The sequence below is a fragment of the Klebsiella sp. Lac1 genome, assembly GCF_009825425.1.
GTDB classification, from domain to species: domain Bacteria; phylum Pseudomonadota; class Gammaproteobacteria; order Enterobacterales; family Enterobacteriaceae; genus Klebsiella; species Klebsiella electrica.
On the sequence record NZ_VJZJ01000001.1, the window covers coordinates 2,837,750 to 2,864,530 of the forward strand.

At 56.0% G+C, this 26,781-nt stretch carries 17 protein-coding genes; 7 read left to right on the plus strand and 10 right to left on the minus strand.

The features are described 5' to 3' along the window. Positions 1 to 52: 52 nt before the first annotated feature. Positions 53 to 1,684 (minus strand): malate dehydrogenase (quinone), encoded by a 1,632-nt coding sequence (gene mqo / locus FNY10_RS13875; protein WP_160702854.1) that lies wholly within the window; start codon positions 1,682 to 1,684, stop codon positions 53 to 55. A 272-nt stretch (positions 1,685 to 1,956) separates the two neighbouring features. Here mqo and FNY10_RS13880 point away from each other — a divergent pair, with 272 nt between their 5' ends. Beyond that, positions 1,957 to 3,204: a SulP family inorganic anion transporter gene (locus FNY10_RS13880; RefSeq protein ID WP_100682735.1), complete on the plus strand. Its 1,248-nt coding sequence runs from the start codon at positions 1,957 to 1,959 to the stop codon at positions 3,202 to 3,204. Here the strand turns inward: FNY10_RS13880 and mgtE are convergent. From mgtE to FNY10_RS13910, 6 genes are all read right to left on the minus strand, one after another. Then, positions 3,167 to 4,603: a magnesium transporter gene (mgtE, locus tag FNY10_RS13885; protein WP_100682736.1), complete on the minus strand. Its 1,437-nt coding sequence runs from the start codon at positions 4,601 to 4,603 to the stop codon at positions 3,167 to 3,169. The genes FNY10_RS13880 and mgtE overlap by 38 nt on opposite strands. Before the next feature lie 141 nt (positions 4,604 to 4,744). Beyond that, a complete protein-coding gene (locus tag FNY10_RS13890) occupies positions 4,745 to 6,388 on the minus strand; it encodes a multidrug ABC transporter permease/ATP-binding protein (protein WP_131048190.1) in 1,644 nt (547 codons plus the stop codon). Between the two features lie 75 nt (positions 6,389 to 6,463). Next, the gene (alkB, locus tag FNY10_RS13895; RefSeq protein WP_131048191.1) at positions 6,464 to 7,114 is read right to left on the minus strand and encodes a DNA oxidative demethylase AlkB; all 651 of its coding nucleotides are present in this window, start codon (positions 7,112 to 7,114) and stop codon (positions 6,464 to 6,466) included. Beyond that, positions 7,114 to 8,178 carry a bifunctional DNA-binding transcriptional regulator/O6-methylguanine-DNA methyltransferase Ada gene (ada, locus tag FNY10_RS13900; RefSeq protein ID WP_160703305.1) on the minus strand — a complete coding sequence of 355 codons (1,065 nt, stop codon included), beginning with the start codon at positions 8,176 to 8,178 and terminating at the stop codon, positions 7,114 to 7,116. Before ada ends, alkB begins: the two co-directional genes overlap by 1 nt. A 72-nt stretch (positions 8,179 to 8,250) precedes the next feature. Beyond that, the gene (gene apbE, locus FNY10_RS13905) at positions 8,251 to 9,303 is read right to left on the minus strand and encodes an FAD:protein FMN transferase ApbE (RefSeq protein WP_160702856.1); all 1,053 of its coding nucleotides are present in this window, start codon (positions 9,301 to 9,303) and stop codon (positions 8,251 to 8,253) included. A 102-nt stretch (positions 9,304 to 9,405) separates the two neighbouring features. After that, a complete protein-coding gene (locus tag FNY10_RS13910; protein WP_160702858.1) occupies positions 9,406 to 10,500 on the minus strand; it encodes a porin OmpC in 1,095 nt (364 codons plus the stop codon). Positions 10,501 to 11,273: 773 nt separating this feature from the next. Between FNY10_RS13910 and rcsD the strand changes: the two genes are divergently transcribed. After that, on the plus strand, positions 11,274 to 13,931 hold the full coding sequence (gene rcsD, locus FNY10_RS13915) for a phosphotransferase RcsD (protein WP_160702860.1): 2,658 nt from the start codon (positions 11,274 to 11,276) through the stop codon (positions 13,929 to 13,931). Positions 13,932 to 13,947: 16 nt separating this feature from the next. Continuing rightward, positions 13,948 to 14,598 carry a response regulator transcription factor RcsB gene (rcsB, locus tag FNY10_RS13920; protein ID WP_002913007.1) on the plus strand — a complete coding sequence of 217 codons (651 nt, stop codon included), beginning with the start codon at positions 13,948 to 13,950 and terminating at the stop codon, positions 14,596 to 14,598. Between the two features lie 62 nt (positions 14,599 to 14,660). On the opposite strand, the gene rcsC is transcribed toward rcsB, so the two are convergent. Beyond that, entirely contained in the window at positions 14,661 to 17,519 is a 2,859-nt protein-coding gene (rcsC, locus tag FNY10_RS13925; RefSeq protein ID WP_160702862.1) for a two-component system sensor histidine kinase RcsC, read from the minus strand. 168 nt (positions 17,520 to 17,687) lie between these two features. Continuing rightward, positions 17,688 to 20,327 (minus strand): DNA topoisomerase (ATP-hydrolyzing) subunit A, encoded by a 2,640-nt coding sequence (gene gyrA / locus FNY10_RS13930; protein WP_160702864.1) that lies wholly within the window; start codon positions 20,325 to 20,327, stop codon positions 17,688 to 17,690. A gap of 233 nt (positions 20,328 to 20,560) precedes the next feature. On the opposite strand from gyrA, the gene ubiG reads away from it, so the two are divergent. The 4 genes from ubiG to yfaE all read left to right on the plus strand — a co-directional run bounded on the left by ubiG (position 20,561) and on the right by yfaE (position 25,419). After that, the gene (gene ubiG / locus FNY10_RS13935; RefSeq protein WP_100682752.1) at positions 20,561 to 21,289 is read left to right on the plus strand and encodes a bifunctional 2-polyprenyl-6-hydroxyphenol methylase/3-demethylubiquinol 3-O-methyltransferase UbiG; all 729 of its coding nucleotides are present in this window, start codon (positions 20,561 to 20,563) and stop codon (positions 21,287 to 21,289) included. A 356-nt stretch (positions 21,290 to 21,645) separates the two neighbouring features. Beyond that, positions 21,646 to 23,931 (plus strand): class 1a ribonucleoside-diphosphate reductase subunit alpha, encoded by a 2,286-nt coding sequence (gene nrdA / locus FNY10_RS13940; protein ID WP_131048198.1) that lies wholly within the window; start codon positions 21,646 to 21,648, stop codon positions 23,929 to 23,931. A 103-nt stretch (positions 23,932 to 24,034) separates the two neighbouring features. After that, the gene (gene nrdB / locus FNY10_RS13945; RefSeq protein WP_131048199.1) at positions 24,035 to 25,165 is read left to right on the plus strand and encodes a class Ia ribonucleoside-diphosphate reductase subunit beta; all 1,131 of its coding nucleotides are present in this window, start codon (positions 24,035 to 24,037) and stop codon (positions 25,163 to 25,165) included. Continuing rightward, positions 25,165 to 25,419: a class I ribonucleotide reductase maintenance protein YfaE gene (yfaE, locus tag FNY10_RS13950; protein ID WP_004201692.1), complete on the plus strand. Its 255-nt coding sequence runs from the start codon at positions 25,165 to 25,167 to the stop codon at positions 25,417 to 25,419. Before nrdB ends, yfaE begins: the two co-directional genes overlap by 1 nt. Before the next feature lie 291 nt (positions 25,420 to 25,710). Here the strand turns inward: yfaE and glpQ are convergent, their stop codons facing one another. Beyond that, positions 25,711 to 26,781, minus strand: coding sequence for a glycerophosphodiester phosphodiesterase (gene glpQ, locus FNY10_RS13955; protein WP_160702866.1), 1,071 nt, complete (start codon positions 26,779 to 26,781; stop codon positions 25,711 to 25,713).

The following is a 26,781-nucleotide window of genomic DNA, read 5'->3' on the forward strand; positions in this document are numbered from 1 at the left end:
TAACAATCACCATCCGGCGGCATCAGCCGCCGGATATCGTGCTACCGCGCAATTACAGCGCAATATCCGCCATAGGTTTATCGCCAGACAGCGGCTTGAGCTGTGCAAGCGGGACCTGATCAACCATCGTGACTGGCTCGTAATGCAGTTGCAGTACTTCACTGGTCCACGCCAGCGCCTGTTCAATCGCCGCCGGGTTACCATCCAGACGCAGGCCGTAGGACGGGATGATCTCTTTCAGTTTCGCCTGCCAGGCGGGCGACTGAACTTTCTCTTTAAAGACCTTCTCCATCAGCTGCAGCATGATAGGCGCTGCCGTCGAGGCTCCTGGAGACGCCCCCAGCAGCGCGGCAACGGTCCCTTCATCATCGCTGACGACTTCGGTGCCCAGACGCAGTACGCCCTTCTTACCGTTGCGTTTGATAATCTGCACGCGCTGACCGGCCTGCCACAAGCGCCAGTCTTCTTTATTCGCTTCCGGATAGTATTCGCGTAGCGCCTCGTGACGATCGTTATCTTTCTGCATCACCTGACTAATCAGGTATTTCACCAGGTCGAAGTTATCCAGACCGACATTGAGCATCGGCAGAATATTCGAGGTGTTGGTTGATGCCAGCAGATCCCACAGCGAACCGTTTTTCAGGAAGCGGGTCGAGAAGGTGGCGAATGGCCCGAACAGTACCACCCGCTTGCCATCGATAATCCGCGTATCGATATGCGGGACCGACATCGGCGGCGCGCCCACTTCAGCCTGACCATAAACTTTCGCCAGATGATGGTTAACCACCTCCGGGTTTTCACACACCAGGAACTGACCGCCCACCGGGAAGCCCGCGTACTCTTTCGCCTGAGGAATACCGGTTTCCTGCAACAGCGTCAGCGCGGCGCCGCCGGCGCCAATAAAGATAAATTTGGCTTTAATCACCCGCTTCTGGCGACGATTATCGGCATCGGCCAGGGTGACCGTCCAGCTCTTGTCCGCGTTGCGCTTAAAGCGACGCACGACGGTACCAAGCTGCAAAGAGAAGTTATCGTGGGTCTGCAGTCCGGCAATCAGCTGACGGGTGATTTCCCCGTAGTTGACGTCGGTCCCGACTTCGGTGCGGGTCGCGGCCACTTTTTGCTGCGGATCGCGCCCTTCCATCACCAGCGGCGCCCACTCTTTGATCTGCTGATGATCTTCAGAATAGCGAATCCCGCGGAACAGCTCACTTTGCTGCAGTGCCGCATAACGCGCGCGCAGGAAACTCACATTGTCTTCGCCCCACACAAAACTCATGTGCGGTACGCTGTTAATAAACGATTTCGGCTTACTGAGTATGCCGCGTGTCACCTGGTGCGCCCAAAATTGCCGCGAGATTTGGAAGGATTCGTTGATATCGACCGCTTTATCGATGTTAATCCCGCTGGCGGTTTGCGGCGTGTAGTTCAGCTCCATCAAAGCCGCATGGCCGGTACCCGCATTGTTCCAGCCGTTCGAGCTCTCTTCTGCCACGCTCGACATCTGCTCGACCATGGTAATAGACCAGTCCGGCTCAAGTTCCTGAAGCCAGGTTCCCAACGTGGCGCTCATGATGCCGCCGCCGATCAACAATACATCCGTCTCTTGCTCATGGCGGGTGTTGGTCCGAGGTGTATTTGAACCAACCGCCGGTGAGCTGGGTACGGCCATCTTTTTCTTCATTGGATTTGAGCCTTACTTTACTCGCTTTTTATTTAGCGCAGGTGAAACGATTATCAAGAATCAAGGTAACACCGAAGATCAAAAAATTAAATATTGTTTAAATTTTAAGTTGAGTTTTGAGATCCGTTATAAAAATGTTTAATAAATGTGTACGTCAAATCATATTTTGTACTGGTATATGTCCCGTCCACGCGCTATCATCCCCTGTTTTGTGACAGACCGCACACAAGCTCAGGCTCGTGCTCCGGCTTTTATCTACCAGCGAAACGCGTATGCATCAGGCCCCCAACCACACCCCACCCGCTTCAAACGGCGCGCTTCGCCACGTATTACGCTCGCCGTCACTGCTGGCCCGCGAAACGCTGGCTGGCGTCCTCACCGCGCTGGCCCTGATTCCAGAGGTTATCTCCTTCTCGGTGATTGCCGGGGTGGATCCGAAAGTCAGCCTGATTGCGTCCGTCGTGCTCTGTCTGGCGATGTCGGTGCTCGGCGGCAGACCGGCCATGGTCACCGCGGCGGCGGGGTCGGTGGCGCTGGTGATTGGTCCGATGGTGCATCAGCACGGCGTCGGGTATATCCTGCCCGCTGTCATTCTGGCTGGCATTATTCAAATTTTGTTTGGGTTGTGCGGCATGGCCCGGCTGATGCGCTTTATTCCTCAATCGGTGATGACCGGTTTTGTGAATGCGCTGGGGATACTGATCTTCTTTGCCCAGGTGCCGCATTTCTGGAGCAGCCAGCCGCTGATCCTCGGCCTGTTTGTGCTGACGCTGCTGATTGTGCTGTGGGCGCCGCGCTATATCAAAGCCATCCCTTCGCCGCTGATCGCCATCATCCTGCTGACGCTGTTTACCGTCACCACCGGCCAGCTGTTGCCCACCGTCGGTGATGCAGGCAGCATGAGCGGCGGGCTGCCTGGGCTGACCGCTCTGCTGGTACCGCTCGATCTGCACACGCTGAACATTATCTGGCCCTGCGCGTTGAGTATCGCCTTCGTTGGGCTGCTGGAATCGCTGCTGACGGCGAAACTCGTGGATGATCTGACCCACACGCCATCCAGCAAAGCACGCGAGAGTACCGGGCTGGGCATTGCCAATATTCTCGCCGGACTCTACGGCGGCATCGCCGGCTGCGCGATGATCGGGCAGACCATCGTTAACGTCGAAATGGGCAAGGGCCGAAGTCGCGTCTCAACCGTTGCGGCAGGCCTCGTCCTGCTGCTGCTGGTGACCGCGCTGAGTGACGTGATGGCGAAAATTCCGATGGTGGTGCTGGCCGCAGTGATGGTTATCGTGGCGGCCAGGACCTTCAGCTGGCATAGCGTTCGTCCGACGGAAGTGGCGCGTCATCCGTGGCCGGAAACGCTGGTCATGCTGGCGACCGTCGCCGCGACGGTCGGGACCAGCAATCTGGCTATTGGCGTTCTGGCCGGGCTGGTGGTGATGGCGCTGATTCCTCGCCGCCTGCGCAACAGACCGGCGCTTACATCAGAAATATCGTCGCCAGACCGAGAAAAATAAAGAAACCGCCGGTGTCGGTGATGGCGGTGATCATCACGCTGGAGCCGACCGCCGGATCGCGCCCCAGTTTGACCATCACCATCGGGATGATCACCCCCATCATCGCGGCCATCAGCAGATTCAGCATCATCGCCAGCGTCATCACGCCACCCAGCTGCGGGTCCTGATACAACCACCAGGTGATCGCCCCCATGATCCCGCCCCATACCAGACCGTTAATCAACGCGACGCCCATTTCACGCATGATCAGAAACGAAAAGCTGCCGGGCTGGATGTGCTGTAACGCCATCGCGCGCACGATCATAGTGATCGTCTGATTGCCGGTATTACCGCCGATCCCGGCGACGATCGGCATCAGCGAGGCCAGCGCCACCAGCTGTGAAATGGTGTGTTCAAAGCCGTCTATCACTCGCGAGGCGATAAAGGCGGTGCACAGATTGACCGCCAGCCACGCCCAACGGGTCTTCACCGCTTTACTGACCGGAGCAAAGACATCTTCTTCGCTGCTCAGGCCGCCCATGCCGCGCAGATCGCTGTCCGTCTCTTCATAGACGACGTCAACAATCTCATCGATGGTCAGACGCCCCATCAGCTTCCCTTCCGCGTCAATCACCGCGGCGCTGATCAGGTCGTCACGTTCAAAGGTACGCGCCACCTTTTCGGCCTCTTCGTGCGGCTGGAACGTCACCGGGTCCCCTTCCATGACGTCGCCGACCCGTTTTTGCGCATCATTGAGCAGAATCGTTTGCAGCTGGAGTTCACCCAGCAGGAGCTTATTGCGGGTGGTCACAAACAGCTTATCGGTGTTCTCCGGCATTTTGCCCAGCCGCCGCAGGTAGCGCTGTACCGCCGCCAGCGTCATTTCCGGGCGCACGACAATCACTTCGAACTCCATGATTGCCCCGACGGTATTATCGGCGTAGCGCATCATCTGGCGGACGCGCGCGCGCTTATCCGGCGGCATCGTCGCCAGCAGGCGTCCGGTCAGGTTGCGCGGCAGGTGCTGAACCAGATAGACCTGTTCGTCAATATCCAGGGTTTGCAGGGCATCGAGCAGCTCGTGGTCGCTCATCTTATCGATGAGATCGCCCCAGACGTTTTCCGATGCCTCGAGCAACACCTCGCCGCGTTTATCATTGCTGACCAGCTGCCAGAGCGCATTACGCCCGTCGTACGGCAGCGCTTCAAGGGCATCGGCGAGGTCCGGCGGCGGCAGGTGGGAGACCAGCACCTCGACCTCCGCCAGATCGTCAGCCAGCGTGCCGTCGTCATAGCGTTCAGCCAGCGTTAATTTTCCCAGCAGCGCCGAGGTCACGGCTTTATCGGTGGCCAGTAGCCAGATCAGGCGGGCGCGCTCTTCATCACGTAATCTGGCGCTTTTTTTATGCGAAACGGACATCGGTCAGGCAATCCTTTTGAGAACATGTGGCAGGCCAGGAGCCATAAGCATAGCGCGGGGAGGGAGAAAAATAACCGTCGCTCCGTTCAGGCGGCGGAAAAATCAACAATCGCGCCGCCGGTGAGCCGGCGACGCGCTCAATCAGGCGGTACGGGCCACCGCATCCCGGGTCGCCAGCTCGCGCTCTTCTCCCGTCAGCTCCGTCAGCTGGCCGCTGCGCATCTCCAGCAGGCGGTCGGCATGCTGGAAATAATGATCGTCATGGCTAATGGCGAAAACGGTTTTCCCCATTTGCTGCATCAGCGGCAGCAGCAGCTGGTAAAACTCGCGACGAAAATGCGGGTCCTGATCCGCCGCCCACTCGTCAAGCAGGATGATATCCCGCTCCTCCGCCAGCGCCAGCAGCAGCGCAACGCGTTTTTTCTGCCCTTTCGACAGCTTCAAATCGACAATCCGGCCGTTATCCAGCTGCAGCTTATGCGTCATTTTCAGGTAACCCATCCACTGGCCGACCAGCGCGGGATCTGCCGCTTTGCCGCCGGGCCCCAGCAGCCTGTCGAACAGCCAGACATCGGTAAAGACTGCCGAAAAAAGCTGGCGGTACTCTTCGGGCTTATCCGCCGCCAGGGGCTGACCATCGAGCAGAATCTGCCCGCAGGCTGGTTGGTACAACCCGGTCAGCAACATCGCCAGCGTCGATTTACCGCTGCCGTTGCCGCCAATTAAAAACACCAGCTCGCCGCGCTGCAGGGTAAGATTAATCGGCCCGACGGCAAAGCTGTTATCCGGATAGTGGAAGCAGACGTCGCGCAGTTCCAGGGTCTGCCAGTGTGGATGTGGTTCCGGCCGCGGGAAGTCGGCGCGATAGACTGCCAGAGAGAAAGTGTTCAGCTTGTTGAACGCCACCTGGGCGCTGAGCAACGTCGGCAGCGCTCCGACCGCCGACAGCAGCGGCGTGCGCAGGAACAACAGGGTCAGCGAGTAGGTCGCCGCCACCGCGGTATTCGCCCAGCCGAGGCTGTTTGCCATCCAGAACACCAGTCCGATGGCGCCCAGCATCATAATATTCGACCAGTTCACCGCGCTGAGATGGAACGTATCGGCGCGGATAATGTGGTGACGATATTCGCGGGCATCCGGCAGATAAAGCTGATTAAACACATATTCCGCGCGTTCCCGGTTGAGGGTTAACTCTTTGCGCCCTTCCAGCACCGTCTGATAGTCGTGGTACAGCTTGTCTTCGCTTTCCCGCAGCGTCGCCATATGTCTGTAGACGCGAGCCACCAGCACAAACCCGCCCCAGATAGTCAGCGCCATCCACAGCGCAGTGACCATCATCATTTTGCCCGACAGCCACGCCAGGTAAGCGGCGGAGCCAAAGGTCAGGATAATCCCCTGCACCAGCTCCGGCAGGCGAACAAAAGCGATGGTAATATTGCGAATGTCGCTGGTTAAGCCGGCAAGTAGCGACGCGCTGCCGCTCTTCTCGACCTTTTCGATTTGGCTATCAAGGATGCGCTTGATAAATTCGCCGCGCAGGCGGAAGACAAAATGGTGTCCCAGCGTGGTCAGGGCCAGTTGGGAACTCAGCGTCACGACCATCAGCAGCAGCAATAAACCGAGAAACTCCGGCAGCACCGCCAGCGAGGTATCGACCACGGTCATCAGACGCAGATTAATAAAGGCGATAAGCCCGATTCCCAGCGCCGCGCTGAGCAGACTCAGGGCCATGACGGAGATAAACGGCCAGCGATACTGGCGCCAGACAAGCAGCACAAGTTCCATAACACACAATCCGGGCAAGCAAAACAGCCAGCAGTTTAAACGGCTCGCCCATGACATCAAGAATAATTCTTATTTTTATTCTCTGCCGCCAGCCAGACGGAAGGTGAGATTGTAACGACAGGCGCCGGTTTGCGGATGGTCGCCCTCTTTCAGCGGTTGGATACCGTGGTAAAACAGGCGTGATTCCCCGCCCCAGACCACCACATCGCCATGCTCCAGCAGCACGCGCTGCAGCGGATCGTTGCGCCGCAGACCGCCAAACTGGAACACGGCGGGCAGCCCCAGCGACACTGAAACGATAGGCGCCCGCAGATCGCGTTCATCTTTATCCTGATGTAGCGATAGCTTGGCCCCCGGCAGGTAGCGGTTGATCAGACAGGCGTCGGGGGCAAAATGAGGATAGCCGCCGGCAGACGCCGCTTCCGCCGCCAGTTCGCGAAAGATCGCCGGCATCGGCGGCCAGGCCTCGCTGGTTAGCGGATCGTCAGGGGCATAGAGGTAGCCGTGCATATCGGTGGTCCAGCCAAGTCTGCCGCAGTTGGTCATCGCCACCGACATGGTATAACCTCCCGGCGTCACCATTTGCCGAAACGGCGAACGGCTGGCGACCTGCTTTATCGCCTGCAGCAACGCCGCCGCGCGCGGGTGGGCGAAACGCCGCAGAATGGTGGCCCCCGGCGCCAGCGGCTCCTGCCAGGGGGGCGTATCGGCAAATAAATCGAGCATCACTTCTCCTCGGTTTGCGCTTCCCGGGCCAACAATTGCGCTTTGCGGGCCGTTCCCCAGCGGTAGCCTGAGAGCGCCCCGCCCTCGCGGACGACCCGATGACACGGGATAACCATTGCCAGTTTATTGGCCGCGCAGGCGCCTGCCACGGCTCTGACCGCACGGGGTTGACCAATGCTCTGCGCGACCTGACGATAGCTGCGGGTTTCTCCTGCCGGGATCTGGCGCAACGCCTGCCAGACGCGCAGCTGAAACGCGGTGCCGCGCAGATCCAGCGGCAGATTAATGGCCTGGCGAGGATCGTCCAGATGGGCGAAAACCTGGGCGACCCGCAGGCAAAAATGCGCATCCCCCGACAGAAGCCGGGCGTGAGGGAAGAGACGGGATAACGCATCAAGCAACGCCGCATCCTCTTCCCCCGGTAAAACGGCGCAGACCCCCCGTTCACTTTCCGCGACCAGACAGCGGCCGACCGCGCAGTCGCCGACGGTATAGATAATGTCGGTATCCTCACCGCCGCGGCGAAACTGGCGGGCGGTCATCCCAAGCGCGGCATCCGCCTGGCGATAATAGCTACTGCCTCCGGGGAAGCCTGCGGCCAACACGGCGGGCGTCACTTTTTCACCCTGCCCCAGCGCTTCGCGCAAACGTCGCGCGCGCCAGGCCTGTTGCCAGGCTTTCGGTGTCATGCCGGTGACGGATTTGAACAAACGGTGAAAATGAAAGGGGCTGACCGCCAGCTCCTGCGCCAGCGTCTCAAGAGTCACCGGCGATTCCTGTTCCAGCAGGCGACAGGCTCGAGTGACTTTGTCCACCTTCTGCTGCTGCGGATCGCTTTTATCCGGCTGGCAGCGCTTACAGGGACGAAAGCCATCGGCGATAGCTGCCTCAACGCCGGGGTAAAAGCGAACATTCTCCCGTAGCGCTCGCCGCGAACGGCAGGACGGGCGGCAGCAGATGCCGGTGGTCAGGACGGCAAAGACAAACTGACCATCGGCTCGCGCATCACGATCGCATACCGCCTGCCAGCGGCGATCGTCGGTATCAGCAATTATCGGTTTCATCATGGGCTCCTGCTTTAAGTGTATCGTCAGTCTGAATCAGCGCCCGATGAAAAAAACCCGAAATCTTGCGGTTTAATTCTTTTCGCCGACGAGGAAAGTGCGGAACTGCGGCGACATCCAGGTTTTAAACCCATCGCCCTCTTTAACGATCATGTAGACCGCCAGCCCCTGTTTGCGCACCACTTCCTGCGCTCTTTCCGGCCCCAGCACCATCAGGCCGGTATCCCAGCCATCGGCTTCCAGCGCCGTCGGGGCGATGACCGTGACCGAGACCAGTTTATGATCGATAGGCCGGCCGGTTTGCGGATCGATAACGTGGGAAATACGTTTGCCGTCCAGCTCATAATAGTTGCGGTAACTGCCGGAGGTGCTGATTCCATGTCCGTTGATATCCACGATCGCCTGTACGGCATTTTCGCGATCGGTTGGTTTCTGGATGGCCACCCGCCACGGCTGCCCGTCGGCATTCATCCCCCGGCTGACCAACGCTCCGCCGACCGAAACCAGGTAACGGGAAATCCCCTCCTGCTCCATCAGACGAGCCAGATGATCGGCGGCATAGCCTTCGCCAACGGTGGAGAGATCGACAAACAGATCGGCAATATCTTTTTGCAGATATTGCCGATCCGCATAGTTAATGACCGTCAGATGCTGGAGCCCGGTGCGCGCTTTCGCGGCGGCAATCTGCTGAGGATCCGGCGTTTTAACCGGTTGCTTATCGGGGCCAAACCCCCAGAGATTCACCAGCGGCCCCACCGTAATATCCATGGCGCCCGCGGTTTTTGCGCCGATACGCAGCGACAGGGTGACAATATCGGCCATCGCCTCGCTGACCGGCCACGGATCGGTCGTGGCGGCATGGTTAAAGCGCATCAGCGCAGAATCGTTTTTCCAGGTGGAGAGCAGGCGATCGTCGGCATCAAGCTGCGCCTGCACCTTCTGTCGCAGCGCCTCGGCTTTGCCTTCATCCATGCCAACGACGCTGACCCGCCAGAATGTGCCCATCGTCTTACCATCGAGTACCGTCGCGGCGCTCTTTGGCGTAGTGGGGGTCGTCGCTGAATCGCAGCCGGAAAGCAGTACGCAGACGCTGAACAGCGCGCTGCGGAAAAAAGTGATATCCATAAAATCAGGTTCCTCTTGCTAAGGCAGCAAGATTACACCAGCGAGATTAAACCGGGCATAAAAAAAGGCGCCAGAGGCGCCTTTTTCAAGACTTCAGCATGCTTAGAACTGGTAAACCAGGCCCAGAGCTACGATATTGTCGGTAGAGATACCGGCGCTACGAGTGAAGTTGTTGTCGTCCAGCAGGTTGATTTTGTAATCAACATAGGTGGACATGTTTTTGTTGAAGTAGTAGGTCGCGCCCACATCAACATATTTCAGGAGATCCTGGTCGCCGAAGCCTTCCAGATCCTTACCTTTAGACTGCAGGTAAGCCACGGACGGACGCAGACCGAAATCGAACTGGTACTGTGCAGCGACTTCGAAGTTCTGTGCTTTGTTAGCAAAGCCCAGGGAGCCAGCGCGGGTTGCGTTGTAGGTCTGGGTGTACTGAGTCGCCAGGTAGATGTTGTTCGCGTCGTATTTCAGGCCGCCGGTGTAGGTTTCAGCATTGTCGCCTTTACCCAGCAGGCCAGCTGCGTTCTGATCGTCAGTACGTTTAGAGTGACCGTATGCGAAACCAGCGCTGATGCCGTCCCAGATGTTATAAGTCACAGAAGTACCGAAACCGTCGCCGTTCTGTTTGCTCCAGCCACGGCCGTTGTTGGTCGCGCCTTCGCCGCTGACGCTGCCGTTTTTACCCTGGTACTGCAGAGCGAAGTTCAGGCCGTCAACCAGACCGAAGAAGTCAGAGTTACGGTAGGTTGCAACACCGTTAGCACGCTGCTGCAGGAAGTTGTCGGAACCGTAGGTGTCGCCGCCGAATTCCGGCAGAACGTCGGTCCAGGAAGTGACGTCGTAAACAACGCCGTAGTTACGACCGTAGTCGAAAGAGCCCGCGTCGCCGAATTTCAGACCTGCGAATGCCAGACGAGTCCATGCCTGATTGCTGGAGCTTTCAGTGTTGTTCGCCTGAACGTTGTATTCCCACTGGCCGTAACCGGTCAGCTGGTTATTGATCTGAGTTTCGCCTTTAACGCCTAAACGCATGTAGGTCTGGTCGCCGTCATTGCCCTTGTCGTCAGAGAAATAGTGCAGACCGTCGATTTTGCCGTACAGATCTAATTTGTTGCCATCTTTGTTATAAATTTCAGCCGCATTTGCTGCGCCTGCTACCAGCAGAGCCGGTACCAGGAGGGACAGTACTTTAACTTTCATGTTATTAACCCTCTGTTTGTTATATGCCTTTTATTATTGCCACTGCTTACTGATTACCCTTCTAATCAGTCGGCTATATTCATTGTGCTGTAAAATGCAGAATAATCCAACAAGAATATGATACGAAAACTTCTAAGGTGTTTCAAAATGCGCACAAGATGTTTCAAATTGTAAACAGACGGGAACTTTTCTTCATCGCTAAAAAGCAAAAAAATAAGCACTAATAATCAAGAAAATAAATTTTCTTGATTAAGTTCATTCAGTTACACGTTGACTCATGTATAGCACTGAATGACAAAACAAAATCCACCCCGGCGACTAGAATAACTTCCGCTATCATCATTAACTTTATTTATTACCGTCATTCAGTTCTGAATGTCTGTTTACCCCTATTTCAACCGGATGCCTCGCATTCGGTTTTTTTTTACCCTTCTTTACATAACCTTAATTATCCTGTGATATCCACGAAAAAAATAACGTTTATTAATCAATAACCTTGCGATTGAATAAAGTCTTATCCAGATAATTTCTTGTTATTTAGTGCTATTTATTGCCCGCAACAGGTAAGTAATTGTACAAATCTCGCCGGGCTGTACATCTTCTGGCGTCAGATCTTTTTAAGATAATTCTTACGCTTAAAAAAACTGGCGAGCCGCAATCTGTAGTATGGATTTGATAAATTAGCCTTTATACTGAGTAGCGTATTCACTCTGCTAGCAGCTACCTGGGGCGATGCCCTGCTTACAAACCTTGATGAGTCGCTCTCTCACACGATGACCCAGAAAAAATTCTCTCTGATGCCAGGCAGCATCACCCGCTTCTTCATTTTAATGGTCATCGTCCTGCTGGCGACGATGGGGGTTATGATCCAAAGCGCGGTCAATACCTGGCTAAAAGATAAAAGCTATCAGGTCATTGATGTCAGCCACGCGCTGCATAAACGCATCGATACCTGGCGCTACGCAACCTGGCAGATTTACGACAATATCGCCGCCACCCCTTCCAGCAACGCCGGCGATGGCCTGCAAGAAACGCGTTTGAAGCAGGATGTTTACTACCTGGAAAAACCGCGGCGGAAAACCGAAGCGCTGATCTTTGGTTCGCACGACAGCGCGACCCTCGAGATGACGCAGAAAATGTCCAGCTACCTCGATATCTTGTGGGGGGCGGAAACCATCCCCTGGTCGATGTACTATCTGAATGGTCTGGATAACAGCCTGATCCTGGTGTCGACGCTGCCGCTGAAAGACCTGTCATCCAGCTTTAAAGAGTCAACGATTACCAGCGTGGTCGAATCCCGCCGCGCGGAGATGCTGCTGCAGGCCAACACCCTGGACGAGCGGGAAACCTTTTCCTCTCTGCGCCGCCTCTCCTGGCAGAATGGCCACTATTTCACCCTGCGCACCACCTTTAACCAGCCGGGCCATCTGGCGACCGTTGTTGCCTTTGACCTGCCGATAAATGACCTGATTCCGCCCGGCATGCCGCTGGATAATTTCCGTATTGAACCCGACCCGGCGCAAAACACGGCCACTAACCCGGAAAAAGAGACCGCCGATAGCGTCAATATCGACTTTAACGGGGCGCGGATTGAGATCATCACCAGCATCAGTACCACCGGGATGCGTCTGATCTGGGTGGTTCCCTTCGGTTCTATGCTGCTGGAATCCCTGCAGAATGTTCTCCTGCCGCTGCTGCTGATCATCGGTCTGCTGGCTTTAACGCTGTTCGGCTTCACGACGTTTCGCCATTACAGTGGCCGCAGCCGTCAGAGCGGCACCGCCGTCTCTTCCGCGGCCAATAGCGAATTGCGCACCCTGCGTGCCATTAACGAAGAGATAGTCTCGCTACTGCCGCTGGGGCTGCTGGTCCACGATCAGGAAGCCAACCGCACGATTATCAGCAACCCGATTGCCGATCATCTCCTGCCGCATCTGAATCTGCAAAACATCACCAACATGGCCGATCAGCATCAGGGAGTGATTCAGGCGACTATCAACAACGAACTGTATGAAATCCGTCAGTATCGCAGCCAGGTTGCGCCGCGCACGCAGATCTTCATTATTCGCGATCAGGACCGGGAAGTGCTGGTCAATAAAAAACTGAAACAGGCCCAGCGTCTGTATGAGAAAAACCAGCAGGGGCGCATGGCATTTATGCAGCATATCGGCAGCGCCTTAAAACAGCCGGCGCAGAGCCTGGCCGAAGAAGCGGCAGCCATGGGTATTGCCCAAAGCCTCCAGCTTGCGCAGCATGCGGACCAGCTGGTACAGCTGATTGATGAAATTCAGCTGGCGAACCTGCTGGAGAGCGATAGCTGGAAAAGCAATCCAGTGCGGTTCTCCATTCAGGAGCTGATCGATGAAGTGGTGCCTGAGGTATTGCCGAGCATTAAACGTAAAGGTCTGCAGCTGCTGATGAACAATGCGCTGCCGGCCAATGAACAGCGCTATGGCGATCGCGATGCGCTGCGCCGTACGCTGCTGTTGCTCATTCAATACTCGGTGACCACGACGCAAATGGGCAAAATCACGCTCGAAGTGAGTAAAGACGAGCCCGCAGACGACCGGCTGACTTTCCGTATTCTCGATACCGGCAACGGCGTTTCCGGCAACGAAATCGACAATATGCACTTCCCGTTCCTTAACGAGACCCAGTCCGATCGGTATGGGAAAGCCAACGCCCTCACCTTCTGGCTCTGCGATCGCCTGACGCGCAGGCTTGGCGGTCAGATGAATATCAAGGCGCGCGAGTCGCTGGGAACCCGCTATTCGCTGCATCTCAAAATGCCGGCCAGCGAAGAAGAGAGCAACTCCGGCGAACATCTGCTGGATGATGTCGTGGTGATGCTGGATATTACCGCCAATGAGGTCCGGCGGATTGTGGTGCGCCAGCTCGAAAGCTGGGGAGCAACCTGCATCACGCCGGATGAAAGGCTGACAAGTCAACAATACGATCTCTTTTTAACGGATAATCCGTCTAATCTTACTGCTTCGGGCTTGCTTTTAAGCGATGATGAGGTCGGGATACGCAAAATTGGCCCAGGCCAGCTGCGTGTCAATTTTAATATCAGCACAGCGATGCAGGAAGCGATTCTGCAACTGATTGAACAGCAACTGGCGCAGGAAGAGGGGCAAGCCACCTCTGCGGGAAGCGAAAGTAACGCCGAACTCCATGCCAGCGGCTATTACGCACTGTTTGCCGACACAGTTCCGGATGATGTTAAGAGGCTGTATACTGAACTGGCAACGAGCGACTTAGCTGCGCTGGCCCAGACAGCGCACCGCCTCAAAGGGGCGTTTGCTATGCTTAATCTGATACCCGGCAAACAGTTATGTGAAACGCTTGAGCATCTGATTCGCGAGAAAGATGCGCAAGGCATAGAAAAATATATCAGCGACATTGACGTTTACGTCAAGAGCTTGCTGTAGCAAGGTAGCCTAATACATGAACACTATGAACGTAATTATTGCCGATGACCACCCGATCGTACTGTTCGGTATTCGTAAATCCCTTGAGCAAATCGAATGGGTCAACGTGGTCGGCGAATTTGAAGATTCAACGGCACTTATCAATAATCTTCCTAAGTTAGACGCACACGTTTTGATTACCGACCTGTCGATGCCGGGCGATAAATACGGCGACGGGATCACGTTGATCAAATACATCAAACGCCATTTCCCGGATCTGTCTATCATCGTTCTGACGATGAACAACAATCCGGCTATCCTGAGCGCAGTGCTGGATCTGGATATCGAAGGGATCGTGCTGAAACAAGGCGCCCCGACCGATCTGCCCAAAGCGCTGGCGGCACTGCAGAAAGGCAAAAAATTCACTCCGGAAAGCGTTTCGCGCCTGCTGGAAAAAATCAGCGCCAGCGGTTACGGCGACAAGCGCCTGTCGCCGAAAGAGAGCGAAGTGCTGCGCCTGTTCGCCGAAGGTTTTCTCGTGACCGAGATTGCCAAAAAACTGAACCGCAGCATTAAAACCATCAGTAGCCAGAAGAAATCGGCGATGATGAAGCTGGGCGTGGAAAACGATATCGCGCTGCTGAACTACCTGTCTTCCGTTTCTCTGAGCGCCACCGACAAAGAGTAACGCTTCCAGCCCGGATAACGGCGCCACGCCTTATCCGGGCAAGTCCACAGCGGTTTCCTGCCCTATTCCTGTTCCTGACGCTCTTTACGCACCCGCGCGGCGTAGATTGCCAGCGTCTGCTTGATAATATCGAGCGTTACCGGTTTAGACAGACAGTTATCCATCCCCGACTCCAGACAGCGCTGTTTCTCCTCAGCCAGCGCGTTGGCGGTCACCCCGATGACCGGCAGGGTCATTCCCAGCTCGCGGATACGTTGCGTCAGGCGATAGCCATCCATATTCGGCATGTTGACATCGCTCAGCACAATGTCGATATGCTGTTTACTCAGCACGCCCAGCGCATCGACCCCATCGTTCGCCGTCACGCACTGATATCCGAGCGAGCCAAGCTGGTCGGCCAGTAGCCGGCGGTTAATCGGGTGGTCGTCCACCACCAGGATCATCATATCGTCATTGCTGGCGACCTGGGTTTCCGGCGCGCTGAGCGCCGGGCCGTGTTCGGTGGTCGTCACCGCAATGCGGAAGATACGTCCCAGTAGCGGCAGCAGTTCGTGCGGTGTCGTCACGCTGTGTACCCACTCGCCAGGCGCGCGTTCCAGCGGAATACCGATATGGCGGCGACAGAAAATCACCGCCGCACTCCCCTGCCAGCGCATGTCCTGCTGATCCTCATCATCGGTCAGCAAAATATCATCAGCCCCTGGCTGTTGCCCGTCATAGATTTGGCTCTGCAGACCGTGATGCTTGAGCAGCGACTCGACAAACAGCGCCAGGGAGGTATTGCGGATAGCCAGCCAGCAGCATTTACCCGCCAGACCTTCAATCACCAGCGGCGGGCGGTTTTGCACACCGTACAGCGGAATACGAATGGTAAAGCGGCTGCCCATTCCCGGTTCGGTTTCAACGGCAATATCGCCGTCCATCATGCTGATTAGCTTTTCACAGATCGCCAGCCCCAGTCCGGTGCCCTGGAAGTTGCGCTGTACACCGGTCCCCACCTGGAAGAACGGATCAAACAGGCGCACCACCTCTTTTGCCGGGATCCCCTCGCCTGTATCGCGCACGCTAATTTGCAGGTAATCCCCGGCGCACTGCACGTGCAGGACGATACAGCCGGTATCGGTAAACTTAATGGCGTTGCTCAGCAGGTTAGAAATGACCTGCTGCAAACGCATCGGATCGCCGGACATCAGCTGCGGAACGTCAGACTCGATAAAGCAGTACAGCCCCAGCTGTTTACGCACCACCAGCGGTAAATAGTTGGCGGAGATATGGTTCATCACCTCACGCGGCGAAAACTCACCGGGTTCGATTTTCAGCTGCTCGGATTCGATTTTTGAGAAATCGAGGATATCGCTGATAATTTTCAGCAGCAGGCTCGAAGAGTTATTCATCGCCGTGACCAGCCTGTCTACCCCTTTAGGCAGCTCTTTGGTTTGCAGCAGGTCGAGGTTACCGATAATCCCGTACAGCGGCGTTCGCAGCTCATGGCTGACGGTGGCGAGGAACATGGATTTCGACTGGCTGGCCTGCTCCGCGGCCTGCGCCATCTCCTGCAACGACTCTTCCATCTTGACGCGGGCGCTGACGTCGACCAGCACGCAAATCGCGACGTTTTCATTGCGATAGCGCGAATGCACGAAGCTAATCTGCAGGTTGGTGTTGTTGCTGGTCAGCACATCCACGAAGTTGACCTGCTGGCCGCAAATAATCTGCGTTAACCGCTGTCGGTCCTCATGGGTCAGCATATTGAGGTAGTTGTGCGCCAGTTCGTTGCTCAGAATATTGGTGCCATCGAGGGTGCGCAGGATACAAATCCCCACCGGCGCCGAGGCGACGATTTTACGGTTGAACTGCTCATGCTCTTCCAGACGCTGGGCATCATTTTCCGCCGGGATAAAGATTCGCCGCTCATACATCCGCGCCAGGGCAAACAGGATAACCCCGGTCAGGATATTCAGGATAATCGCGTTGATAATCAGCATCCGGATACGTTCGAGCACCTGATCGACCGACACGGAATAGACAATGCTTAACGACGACGGCGGCAGGCTCTTCTTCAGCGCCAGCTCGCGGAAACCCGCGGTGTAGCCAAACCAGATCCGCTCCTGCATCCAGCGGGCGTCGCCCTTGATTTTGTTCTCCTGCCCGGCAAGAGAAATAAGCGGCTGTCCGTTGTCATCAAGAATCGTGACGCTCATTGGCAGGCTGCCCGGCGTAAAGAAGCTCTCCATACGAATGGTCTGCTCAACGCCCAGCAGCGCCTGCAGGCGGTTTGCCATATACACCGGCGTCAGCGCGTAAAAATAGCCCACGCCCGGACGCATGCCCTGACTTATCCAGAACAGGTTGTTGCCGCGCTCGTTTTGCGGCGCATCGCGGTACTGCTCAATCCGCTGGTGCAGCACTTTCAGCGCCTGATCGCGCTCCAGCGGCATTTCCCGCAGGCCAAAGTTGGCCATACACAAATTATCGCTGCCAATGAGGAAGATGCGGTTGAGATCATAGGTCGCGGAAAAGTTATCGCGCCAGTAGCGCATAAACCACGCCAGCGACTGCAGGGAGTTACGCCAGGTGGCCCCCATCGCCCCGCAATCAGAATCGGCGTACAGCGGCTCGAAATCTGGAACGGCGATGTTGCCGTTCGGAACCGCAGTGGCCCCTCCCTCGCCGCCGCTCGGACGGTTGCCCGCCACGTATTTCAGCTCTTTAATCACATCCGCGGTCCGCTGGATATAACGCTGCGCCTGATCGGCATTGAGGTTAAATTCCTGGCGGATTTCCGACTCCCGGTCATGCAGGGCGTTGACGATATAGAACACGGAAACGAAAGCGATAAGCATCCAGAGCAGTACCGCCAGCGCCCTGAACAGGTAGCGTGAAACCTTTAGCGTGGTATGAAAAGAGGCAAGATATTTCAACGTGGCGATACTCGGCCGTCAAGGACTCAACAGAATGGGGTTAAGGTAGCGGTAAACACGTTTCGTCGCAACGTTATACTCTCTGGATTTCGCCTCGGATAAAGGGCACTGCGTAGCAATAAAAAGGGCCGGGGTATCTCCCGGCCCTTTTCGCACCACTAGCGCAGATTATTCTTCATCTTCGCCAGCGTCATCATCCGCGTCAGCGTCAGTTTCCGGAGCGATCTCGTCGTCGCCTTCCGCTACGCTGCCGTCAATGGCATCCAGCTCTTCATCATCAACCGGCTCGGCTACGCGCTGCAGGCCCACGACGTTTTCATCTTCCGCGGTACGGATCAGAATAACGCCCTGCGTGTTACGACCGACGATGCTGACTTCCGAAACGCGCGTACGCACCAGCGTGCCCGCATCGGTGATCATCATTATCTGATCGCAATCATCAACCTGCACGGCGCCGACCACGGAACCGTTACGCTCGGTGACCTTAATCGAGATAACGCCCTGCGTGGCACGGGACTTCGTCGGATACTCTGCCGCCGCGGTACGTTTACCGTAACCATTCTGCGTGACGGTCAGGATAGCGCCTTCGCCGCGTGGGATGATCAGCGAAACCACTTTATCGTCACCCGCCAGCTTAATGCCGCGAACGCCGGTTGCGGTACGGCCCATGGCACGGACCGCGCTCTCTTTAAAGCGCACCACTTTACCCGCGGCAGAGAACAGCATCGCTTCATCATTCCCGTTCGTCAGGTCAACGCCAATCAGCTCGTCGCCTTCGTTCAGGTTCACCGCGATGATCCCGGCAGAACGCGGACGGCTGAACTCGGTCAGCGCGGTTTTCTTCACGGTACCGCTGGCGGTCGCCATAAAGACGTTCACGCCTTCTTCGTATTCGCGTACCGGCAGAATGGCGGTGATACGTTCGTTGGCTTCCAGCGGCAGCAGGTTGACGATTGGACGCCCGCGCGCGCCACGGCTGGCTTCCGGCAGCTGATAGACCTTCATCCAGTACAGACGACCACGGCTGGAGAAGCAGAGGATCGTGTCATGGGTATTAGCCACCAGCAGGCGGTCGATAAAGTCTTCTTCTTTAATACGTGCGGCCGATTTACCTTTGCCGCCGCGACGCTGCGCCTCATAGTCGGTCAGCGGCTGATACTTCACATAGCCCTGGTGAGACAGGGTGACCACCACATCTTCCTGGTTGATCAGATCTTCGATGTTGATATCCGCGGTGTTGGTGGTGATTTCGGTACGACGCGGGTCGCCGAACTGTTCGCGCATGGCTTCCAGCTCTTCACGAATCACTTCCATCAGACGATCGGCGCTGCCCAGAATATGCAGCAGTTCAGCGATCTGTTCCAGCAGCTCTTTGTATTCATCAAGCAGTTTTTCATGCTCAAGGCCGGTCAGTTTCTGCAGACGCAGATCCAGGATAGCCTGCGCCTGCTGCTCGGTCAGATAGTATTGACCGTCGCGCACGCCGAACTCTGGCTCCAGCCACTCCGGACGCGCGGCATCATCACCGGCACGTTCCAGCATCGCCGCCACGTTGCCCAGATCCCAGGACCGCGCAATCAGACCCGCTTTCGCTTCCGCAGGCGTTGGCGCGCGGCGGATAAGCTCGATGATCGGGTCGATGTTGGCCAGCGCAATCGCCAGCGCTTCGAGGATATGCGCACGATCGCGGGCTTTACGCAGTTCGAAAATGGTACGACGCGTCACCACTTCACGGCGGTGGCGCACGAACGCAGAAAGAATATCTTTCAGGTTCATGATCTTCGGCTGACCATGGTGCAGCGCAACCATGTTGATACCGAAGGAGACCTGCAGCTGCGTCTGGGAGTAGAGGTTGTTGAGAACCACTTCGCCCACCGCATCGCGTTTCACTTCAATCACGATACGCATCCCGTCTTTATCAGACTCGTCACGCAGCGCGCTGATGCCTTCAACGCGTTTGTCTTTCACCAGCTCGGCAATTTTCTCGATCAGACGTGCTTTGTTCACCTGATACGGAATTTCGTGCACGATGATGGTTTCACGACCCGTTTTCGCATCGGTTTCCACCTCTGCGCGGGCGCGAATATAAATTTTGCCACGACCGGTGCGGTACGCTTCCTCAATACCACGACGACCATTAATAATGGCGGCGGTCGGGAAGTCCGGCCCCGGAATATGCGCCATCAGCCCTTCAACGGAGATATTTTCATCGTCGATATAGGCCAGGCAGCCGTTGATCACTTCCGTCAGGTTGTGCGGCGGAATGTTGGTTGCCATCCCGACGGCGATACCGGACGAACCGTTCACCAGCAGGTTAGGGATTTTCGTCGGCATGACGTCAGGGATACGTTCCGTGCCGTCATAGTTGTCGACAAAATCAACCGTCTCTTTTTCCAGGTCGGCCATCAGCTCGTGGGCGATTTTCGACATACGGATTTCCGTATAACGCATCGCTGCGGCGGAGTCGCCATCGACAGAACCGAAGTTACCCTGGCCATCGACCAGCATATAACGCAAGGAGAATGGCTGCGCCATACGTACAATGGTGTCATAAACGGCGGTATCACCATGAGGGTGGTATTTACCGATTACGTCACCCACGACACGGGCGGATTTTTTATAGGCTTTGTTCCAGTCATTGCCCAATACGTTCATGGCGTAAAGTACGCGACGGTGTACCGGTTTCAGGCCATCTCGGACATCCGGCAGCGCACGGCCAACAATGACCGACATCGCATAATCCAGATACGAGCTCTTAAGCTCTTCCTCAATGTTGACCGGTGTAATTTCTCTCGCAAGGTCGCTCATCTAACCGCTATCCCTCTACTGTATCCCGGATTCAAAGGTCGCAAATTATAACACAGCCGCGGTGATACGGGTAAATCTATACCCAATGAATTTCGCGCCGCCTCGTGGCGGCAAACACAGGCGCTCCGATTCGCGTCATCCGGTCGCGGCAAAAGGCGATGGGGATAGACGTTTATTCACGCCGGTCACCTGATATACTCGCCGGTCTGAACAGAAAAGGAGTCGAAGCGCCCATGAATGCCGAAAAACAGCCGGTGGCCCACAACGTTGATCATCATGAAATTGCTAAATTCGAAGCCGTCGCCTCGCGCTGGTGGGACTTAGAGGGTGAATTCAAGCCCTTACATCGCATCAACCCGCTGCGCCTTGGCTATATTGCGGAGCGTTCTGGCGGCCTTTTTGGCAAAAAGGTCCTTGATGTTGGCTGCGGCGGCGGCATCCTTGCCGAGAGCATGGCGCGTGAAGGCGCAACGGTAACCGGGCTCGACATGGGTTTTGAACCGCTACAGGTGGCGAAGCTGCACGCGCTGGAAAGCGGCGTTCAGGTCGACTATGTCCAGGAGACGGTAGAAGAACACGCGGCGAAGCACGCCGGCCAGTACGATGTGGTGACCTGCATGGAAATGCTGGAGCACGTTCCGGACCCGCAATCGGTGGTTCACGCCTGCGCACGACTGGTGAAGCCCGGCGGCCAGGTCTTCTTCTCGACCATTAACCGCAACGGTAAAGCGTGGCTGATGGCGGTGGTCGGCGCGGAGTACGTGATGAAAATGGTGCCTAAAGGCACTCATGACGTGAAAAAATTCATTAAGCCGGCGGAGCTGATCGGCTGGGTGGATCAGACTACTCTGAAAGAGCAGCATATTATCGGCCTGCACTACAATCCGCTGACCAACACCTTCAAGCTGGCGCCGGGCGTAGATGTTAACTATATGTTGCATACAACCGCGAAAAGCGCATAACCAGCGCAGTTTTTCATATGATGATGATCTGATGATTGCGCGGCATCAAGCCGCGTAATTTTTATATCCGTCGAAGAAATCAGCACTCGATCAAATTTTCATTTTTATTTTCCAGTTTATTGACATCTCCGCCAGGCCTTATACGACGTGGACTTCACGATTATTACGCTTACGCAACCTCAAATTAACGTCAAAATCAACCCTTGTACTCAAAAGAATCCTTACTAAAATACTCACCATATAGCGTTTCTTTTATCTACAACCCCCTACATATAGTATTTATCCACAGAGTTAGTCACAACGGCGTTCTGTGGATAAGCGGGGGATATTTTCTCTCACGGACAGGTATAATCCACATGAATCAGAGTCTGCTGGTGACAAAGCGTGACGGTAGCACCGAGCGCATTAATCTCGATAAAATCCATCGTGTACTGGATTGGGCGGCAGAAGGACTGAATAACGTTTCGATTTCTCAGGTAGAACTGCGCTCTCACATTCAGTTTTACGACGGCATCAAAACCGCCGATATCCACGAAACCATCATTAAGGCAGCCGCGGACCTGATCTCCCGCGATGCGCCGGATTATCAGTATCTCGCCGCGCGCCTGGCTATCTTCCATCTGCGTAAAAAAGCCTACGGTCAGTTTGAGCCGCCTGCGCTGTACGACCACGTCACGAAGATGGTGAAAAAAGGTAAATACGATACTCATCTGCTGGAAGACTACACGGAAGAAGAGTTCAAGCAGATGGATTCGTTCATTGTTCACGATCGCGATATGAGCTTCTCCTACGCTGCCGTTAAGCAGCTGGAAGGCAAATATCTGGTGCAGAACCGTGTGACCGGTGAAATTTATGAGAGCGCTCAGTTCCTCTACATTCTGGTTGCTGCCTGTCTGTTCTCCAACTATCCGCGCGAGACGCGTCTGGACTACATCAAGCGTTTCTACGATGCGGTCTCCACGTTTAAAATCTCGCTGCCGACGCCGATTATGTCCGGCGTGCGCACCCCAACGCGTCAGTTCAGTTCTTGCGTGCTGATCGAGTGTGGCGATAGCCTCGACTCCATCAACGCCACCTCCAGCGCTATCGTGAAATACGTTTCCCAGCGCGCGGGTATCGGCATTAACGCCGGTCGCATTCGTGCGCTGGGCAGCCCGATCCGCGGCGGCGAAGCGTTCCACACCGGCTGTATCCCGTTCTACAAGCACTTCCAGACCGCGGTGAAGTCCTGCTCGCAGGGCGGCGTACGCGGCGGTGCCGCCACGCTGTTCTACCCGATGTGGCACCTGGAAGTCGAAAGCCTGCTGGTGCTGAAAAACAACCGTGGTACCGACGCCAACCGCGTTCGCCACATGGACTACGGCGTACAGATCAACAAACTGATGTACACCCGTCTGCTGAAAGGTGAAGACATAACCCTGTTCAGCCCGTCCGACGTCCCGGGCCTGTACGATGCCTTCTTCGCCGATCAGGACGAATTCGAACGTCTGTACACCCTGTACGAAAAAGACGACAGCATTCGCAAGCAGCGCATCAAAGCGGTTGAGCTGTTCTCACTGATGATGCAGGAGCGTGCTTCCACCGGCCGTATCTACATCCAGAACGTTGACCACTGCAACACCCACAGCCCGTTTGACCCGGTTGTCGCGCCGGTTCGCCAGTCCAACCTGTGTCTGGAAATCGCGCTGCCGACCAAACCGCTGGATGACGTTAACGACGAAAACGGTGAAATCGCGCTGTGTACGCTGTCGGCCTTTAACCTGGGCGCCATTGAGAGCCTCGACGAGCTGGAAGAGCTGGCGGTACTGGCGGTACGTGCGCTGGATGCGCTGCTGGATTATCAGGACTACCCGATTCTGGCGGCGAAACGCGGCGCAATGGGCCGCCGTACCCTGGGTATCGGCGTGATCAACTTCGCCTACTACCTGGCGAAGCACGGTAAACGCTACTCCGACGGCAGCGCCAACAACCTGACGCATAAAACCTTTGAAGCGATTCAGTACTACCTGCTGAAAGCCTCAAATGAGCTGGCCATTGAACAGGGCGCGTGCCCGTGGTTCAACGAGACCACCTATGCTCAGGGCGTGCTGCCGATCGATACCTATAAAAAGGATCTCGATGCGATTGTTAGCGAGTCGCTGCATTACGACTGGGAAGCGCTGCGCGAATCCATTAAAGAGCACGGCCTGCGTAACTCCACGCTCTCCGCGCTGATGCCGTCTGAGACCTCTTCGCAGATCTCCAACGCCACCAATGGCATTGAGCCGCCACGGGGACATGTCAGCATTAAAGCCTCGAAAGACGGCATTCTGCGTCAGGTGGTGCCGGACTACGAAAAACTGCAGGGCAGCTACGAGCTGCTGTGGGAAATGCCGAACAATGACGGCTACCTGCAGCTGGTGGGCATCATGCAGAAGTTTATCGACCAGTCGATTTCGGCCAACACCAACTATGACCCGACGCGTTTCCAGTCTGGAAAAGTGCCGATGCAGCAGTTGCTGAAAGACTTGCTCAATGCCTATAAATTCGGCGTAAAAACTCTGTACTATCACAACACCCGTGATGGCGCGGAAGATGCCCAGGACGATCTGGCGCCGTCCATCCAGGACGATGGCTGCGAAAGCGGCGCATGTAAGATTTGATAATATTGCCCGGCGGCGCGTTGCTCGCCGGGCCTACGGTCTATTGTAGGCCGGGCGAGCAACGCGCCACCCGGCATATAATTCCAGGACAGGATCCCCACTCATGGCATACACCACTTTTTCACAGACGAAAAACGATCAACTGCTTGAGCCGATGTTTTTTGGCCAGCCGGTTAACGTCGCCCGTTACGATCAGCAAAAATATGACATCTTCGAAAAGCTGATCGAAAAACAGCTCTCCTTCTTCTGGCGCCCGGAAGAAGTTGACGTCTCCCGCGATCGTATCGACTACCAGGCGCTGCCGGACCACGAAAAACATATCTTCATCAGCAACCTGAAGTATCAGACGCTGCTGGACTCTATTCAGGGCCGTAGCCCGAACGTCGCCCTGCTGCCGCTGATTTCGATTCCGGAACTGGAAACCTGGGTGGAAACCTGGGCATTCTCCGAGACGATTCACTCGCGCTCCTATACCCATATCATCCGGAATATCGTGAACGACCCGGCGATGGTCTTCGACGATATCGTCACCAACGAGCAAATCCAGAAACGTGCGGAAGGTATCTCCCACTACTACGACACGCTGATCGAGCTGACCAGCTACTGGCACCTGCTGGGTGAAGGCACGCACACCGTCAACGGGAAAACCATCACCGTTAACCTGCGCGAGCTGAAAAAGAAACTCTACCTGTGCCTGATGAGCGTCAACGCGCTGGAAGCGATTCGCTTCTACGTGAGCTTCGCCTGCTCCTTTGCTTTCGCCGAGCGTAAGCTGATGGAAGGCAACGCCAAAATCATCCGCCTGATCGCCCGCGACGAAGCTCTGCACCTGACCGGCACCCAGCACATGCTGAATCTGCTGCGCTCCGGCGTCGACGACCCGGAAATGGCGGAAATTGCCGAAGAGTGTAAGCAGGAGTGCTACGATCTGTTCGTGCTGGCGGCACAGCAGGAAAAAGAGTGGGCGGATTACCTGTTCCGTGACGGTTCGATGATCGGCCTGAACAAAGATATTCTCTGCCAGTACGTGGAATACATCACCAATATCCGCATGCAGGCGGTGGGTCTCGATCTGCCCTTCCAGACCCGCTCCAACCCGATTCCGTGGATCAACACCTGGCTGGTGTCCGATAACGTGCAGGTTGCGCCGCAGGAAGTGGAAGTCAGCTCCTACCTGGTTGGCCAGATCGACGCCGAAGTCGATGCCGACGATCTGAGCAACTTCCAGCTCTGATGAAACGCATTTTTCTGAAAATCTCTGACACTCGTCTTGAGTGTCAGGATGAACACCCTTCCCTGCTGGCTGCCCTGGAATCACATAATATCGACGTGGAGTATCAGTGCCGCGCCGGCTATTGTGGTTCTTGTCGCACGCGGCTGGTTTCCGGCCAGGTTGACTGGCTGACCGAGCCGCTGGCATTCATCCAGCCGGGAGAGATTTTGCCCTGCTGCTGCCGGGCGAAAGGCGATATAGAAATCGAGATGTAGTTTTGTCGGGTGGCGCTTCGCTTACCCGACCTACCAAACCACAGTTCGTAGTTTGTAGGCCAGGTAAGCCACAATAGCTTATAGGCCGGGTAAGTCACACTAGTTCGTCGGCCGGGTAGTCGCAGTCGCCTGTAGGCCGGGTAAGGCGTAGCCGCCACCCGGCGATTTCAGCGTTTATCCTGCAAAAAACTCACCGCTTTATCCGGGATATACGGGTGCACCACCAGTTCGTCGGCCGGGTAGTCACAGTCGCCTGTAGGCCGGGTAAGGCGTAGCCGCCACCCGGCGATTTCAGCGTTTATCCTGCAAAAAACTCACCGCTTTATCCGGGAAATCGGTAAACAGCCCATCGACGTCGGCCTTGTTGTACAGCAGGTCAAACAGCTGATTCACATCGGTGACATAATCAGGCAGCTTGTCTGCACGCACGGTATACGGGTGCACCACCAGACGCTGGCGATGCGCCTCCTTTACCATCGCCGTTAACGTCACGTGGCCCGGCGTTGAACCTCCCGCCACCAGCATAGGGTAGTCCGGACCAATCCCGTCGGCATATTGCGCAATCTGCTTCATCGCGCCGGGCTTAAACATCCAGTCATAGCTGTAGTTAACCCATTGACCGTCCGCCTGGCGTTGCCGGGTTTCGTGCCAGTCGGTGTAAGCGATCAGCTGCACCAGCTTCAGGTCCATCCCCATCTTCGGCTCCAGCTCATACTTAATCCGCTTGAGCTCGTTAGCATCAAAGCACTGCAGATAGACCTTATCCTGCTTGCGGGTGTACCCGTATTTCTTCAGCACCTGCAGGACGCTGACGGCGATGTCCTTGCCTTCCTGATGGTGGAACCACGGCGCCTTAATTTCCGGGTAGATACCGATATTTTTCCCCGTTGAGTGGTTCAGCCCCTGAACGAACTCGATCTCCTCTTCAAAAGTATGAATACGGAAGTCCGATTTCCCCATCGGGAAGCGACCGGGGAAGGTCTGTATATTCTTGCCGTCCTTCGGCTCGAAGCCTTCGCTGAACCGCAGCGATTTTATCTCCGCCAGCGTAAAATCGATGGCGTAGAAGCGGCCATCCGGCCGCGCGCGCTGCGGGAAACGTTCCGCGACGTCGGTCACCCGATCGAGATAGTGGTCATGGAGCACCACCAGCCGATCGTCTTTAGTCATCACCAGATCCTGCTCAAGATAGTCGGCGCCCTGCGCGTAGGCCATCGCCTTTGCCGGCAGCGTATGCTCCGGCAGATAGCCGCTGGCGCCACGGTGGGCGATGACCAGCTTATCCGCGGCGGAGGTGGAAAAGCTCAGAGTCGAACCGGTCAGTAAAATCCCCGTCATTAGCGTCGTGACTACCGTTTTCAT

Coding starts and splice junctions, on each gene's coding strand:
- mqo (WP_160702854.1), bottom strand. CDS start 1,684: ATGAAGAAAAAGATGGCCGTACCCAGCTCACCGGCGGTTGGTTCAAAT.
- FNY10_RS13880 (WP_100682735.1), top strand. CDS start 1,957: ATGCATCAGGCCCCCAACCACACCCCACCCGCTTCAAACGGCGCGCTT.
- mgtE (WP_100682736.1), bottom strand. CDS start 4,603: ATGTCCGTTTCGCATAAAAAAAGCGCCAGATTACGTGATGAAGAGCGC.
- FNY10_RS13890 (WP_131048190.1), bottom strand. CDS start 6,388: ATGGAACTTGTGCTGCTTGTCTGGCGCCAGTATCGCTGGCCGTTTATC.
- alkB (WP_131048191.1), bottom strand. CDS start 7,114: ATGCTCGATTTATTTGCCGATACGCCCCCCTGGCAGGAGCCGCTGGCG.
- ada (WP_160703305.1), bottom strand. CDS start 8,178: ATGAAACCGATAATTGCTGATACCGACGATCGCCGCTGGCAGGCGGTA.
- apbE (WP_160702856.1), bottom strand. CDS start 9,303: ATGGATATCACTTTTTTCCGCAGCGCGCTGTTCAGCGTCTGCGTACTG.
- FNY10_RS13910 (WP_160702858.1), bottom strand. CDS start 10,500: ATGAAAGTTAAAGTACTGTCCCTCCTGGTACCGGCTCTGCTGGTAGCA.
- rcsD (WP_160702860.1), top strand. CDS start 11,274: ATGACCCAGAAAAAATTCTCTCTGATGCCAGGCAGCATCACCCGCTTC.
- rcsB (WP_002913007.1), top strand. CDS start 13,948: ATGAACACTATGAACGTAATTATTGCCGATGACCACCCGATCGTACTG.
- gyrA (WP_160702864.1), bottom strand. CDS start 20,327: ATGAGCGACCTTGCGAGAGAAATTACACCGGTCAACATTGAGGAAGAG.
- ubiG (WP_100682752.1), top strand. CDS start 20,561: ATGAATGCCGAAAAACAGCCGGTGGCCCACAACGTTGATCATCATGAA.
- nrdA (WP_131048198.1), top strand. CDS start 21,646: ATGAATCAGAGTCTGCTGGTGACAAAGCGTGACGGTAGCACCGAGCGC.
- nrdB (WP_131048199.1), top strand. CDS start 24,035: ATGGCATACACCACTTTTTCACAGACGAAAAACGATCAACTGCTTGAG.
- yfaE (WP_004201692.1), top strand. CDS start 25,165: ATGAAACGCATTTTTCTGAAAATCTCTGACACTCGTCTTGAGTGTCAG.
- glpQ (WP_160702866.1), bottom strand. CDS start 26,781: ATGAAAACGGTAGTCACGACGCTAATGACGGGGATTTTACTGACCGGT.